Source organism: Tannerella forsythia (assembly GCF_003860135.1).
Lineage (GTDB): Bacteria > Bacteroidota > Bacteroidia > Bacteroidales > Tannerellaceae > Tannerella > Tannerella forsythia_A.
In genome coordinates this window covers 1-2502 of sequence record NZ_RQYN01000101.1, presented here as the reverse complement: position 1 = coordinate 2502, position 2502 = coordinate 1, and the positions used below count along the sequence as shown (strand labels likewise).

General features: G+C 29.9%; 2 protein-coding genes. Both read right to left on the bottom strand.

Annotated features, from left to right (window positions below):
• Nucleotides 1-248 precede the first annotated feature (248 nt).
• Nucleotides 249-617, bottom strand: coding sequence for a hypothetical protein (locus tag EII41_RS13375; protein WP_124790980.1), 369 nt, complete (start codon nucleotides 615-617; stop codon nucleotides 249-251).
• A 209-nt stretch (nucleotides 618-826) separates the two neighbouring features.
• Complete coding sequence (locus tag EII41_RS13370) at nucleotides 827-1168, bottom strand: hypothetical protein (RefSeq protein WP_124790979.1); 342 nt, start codon at nucleotides 1166-1168, stop codon at nucleotides 827-829.
• Nucleotides 1169-2502 lie beyond the last annotated feature (1334 nt).

The following is a 2502-nucleotide window of genomic DNA, read 5'->3' as shown; positions in this document are numbered from 1 at the left end:
TATGGATATGGTATACTACATAAACGGAGGAAGGAATTTCCATTACCCACTCAAATCAACATAGAGCCAATATTTGACATATTGAGAGCTAATGAGGTATGAGTTACACAACTACTTAGTTCTAAACTATAAACAAGCTTACCTGCACTTTCCATTTTGTTAAGCCAATTAGAATAACTGTTGATAGTATCATAGTTTACATCAAGAGACTGTATCCATCGTGAGTTCTCTTTTGCTGAATAAGTTGATCATCTGTTCTTACCTCGCATCCAATGCCATGTAGCATTATTCTTTGCATTATCCCAATCAGGTCCCACTGATATTAATCCAATTATATCTGTTTTGCCCTTGATTCCTGTTCTTGTACCGTGTTTAACAATAGCGGAATGACCTATCGCATCTGAATTTTCAGTAACCAAATCAACTTTTTGAGGTTTAAAGCCCATTAATATATCACTCAAATTCGCCATTGCCCCTAATCCATATCTCAAGTTTTCATTCCACTTGTTTCTTTTTTTACCAAGATGGTCAAAAGAACCATTCATAAAATTATACAAGACAATGTCAAAATGAATCGATACAGTTAAAACGCTTCGAATCTTTACGTTTTGCCACATAATCGTTTAGCTTATATACTTTATTTTGCAAGACACGATGTACGAATATCTTACCATCTTTGACATATAAAATCATATTGGGCATAGAATCACAATATAACAAATAAAGCGGTTTCTTTTTAAGTACTCCCCTTAAAGCCGATCTTACTTTCTTTGAATATCGCTTAGAGAAAGTTGGAAAAAAATCTCCATAAAATTCGAGTTTACCTTCATGAAAAAAAAATAAAATATACAGGTTTATAATTCTTATCAAAACAATAAACGTTGAAATTATTACGTGATGTGTCAATCTTTAAATAATCATAAATATCCGAATCTAATTTAGTCGTATCTATATCAACATTCAACACAAATCTAATTGTCTGACCACTTACCCCATTTCTTATCGAGTTTGTTCTTTGTTTAATATGATTTTCTAATGGCTCGCCAAAATCTCTTACGACAGATTGAAAAATAGCTTCATCTAAACCTTTTAAATATTGAATAGAATCTAACTCTTCATATTTTCCTTGAATTAATGAGAGATTTGCTTGTCCATATAAATATTGCAAAGAGAATATGCATAGCAATATTATTATATATCTCAATCTTAGCATAAATATTTAAAAAAATATCAGACTATTTTGTTCCACTAATAAACTAAATTCTAAACATCTTATTATTTAGGAGATTAGTAAATTCATAATTCCCCAATCTTAAATAAACAACTGAATATTTTCAGCCCATAAATGCAATACTTGAACACAAATTAAAGAAAAAGATTTCTTTTGGGGTATAAAAGTTGAGTTTATATTTTGACTTCTCATTAATTTCACATGATATCTATCTGGTTACATCACAATTAAACCCTTTACAATTTAATTATTGAAAGGTATAGAGCCCAAAAAGGCTCTTGATCTTTTGAATCTATCTTTTTTCTTTATAATGTATTCAACTGTTTTCATTACTTTGTTGAAAACATTTATTTTATGGCAGAGATAAAATATATTTCTCGATAGATTAGAATACGTATGATGATTGAACAAGTACTTCCTTTCAGAGAGAATATGCGCATGTTCAAGAAATAGATTGTGATGATTAAACAATATATAGATGAGATTAAAGAGAAAGTTGCCATGATTAAACAGTATGTTCGTATGATTAAAGAGAAAGTTGCCATGATTAAGTAGTATGTTCGTATGATTAGAGAGAAAGTTGCTATGATTAAGGAGAATGTTCGTATGATTAAGTAGTGGATTCGTATTTTCATTAACATTGTTCCTATACTTATTAACATAGTTCATATACTCATTTATGATTTATAACAAATCAAGCATGATATTTGTATTTTCATTAACATAGTTTGCTTACTCATTTATATTTTATAACAAATCAAGTAGAATGTTCGTCTTATCAACTATATTGTTGCTATCATCATTAACAATTCTGCTAAAGTCATTTTATATTCTTGACTATTCAACTTGTTTTCTCTATAATTCATTTTGAAATATCAACAAATAATCACATATTTTATAAAGAAAAGAAGCAATTTACAGCCGAAAGACATGTATTAAAAACAGACCTAAAATATTTATTATAAATCCGATCTACGCTTTCCATACAGTTTTTACACATCATGCTTTTCGAACTAAAAAACACTAATTCATTTTTAACAAACGAATCTATTCAAGTAAATGTCGCGTCTATTAGGGAAGTAGTCTTCACTCAAATTTTATGATAGAAAAAAACAACTACAATCAACCGATCTATATCTGATCATCTTCCTGCTTTTCTAACGCATAACATGGAAGATTATATCAGGCTTACAGCCCTCTGCCGGGATGGTGGACTTTTTTTCTCCCAACGCTTCGCATTGGGCTGAATTAATACGCCCTTTCAGGGCTGT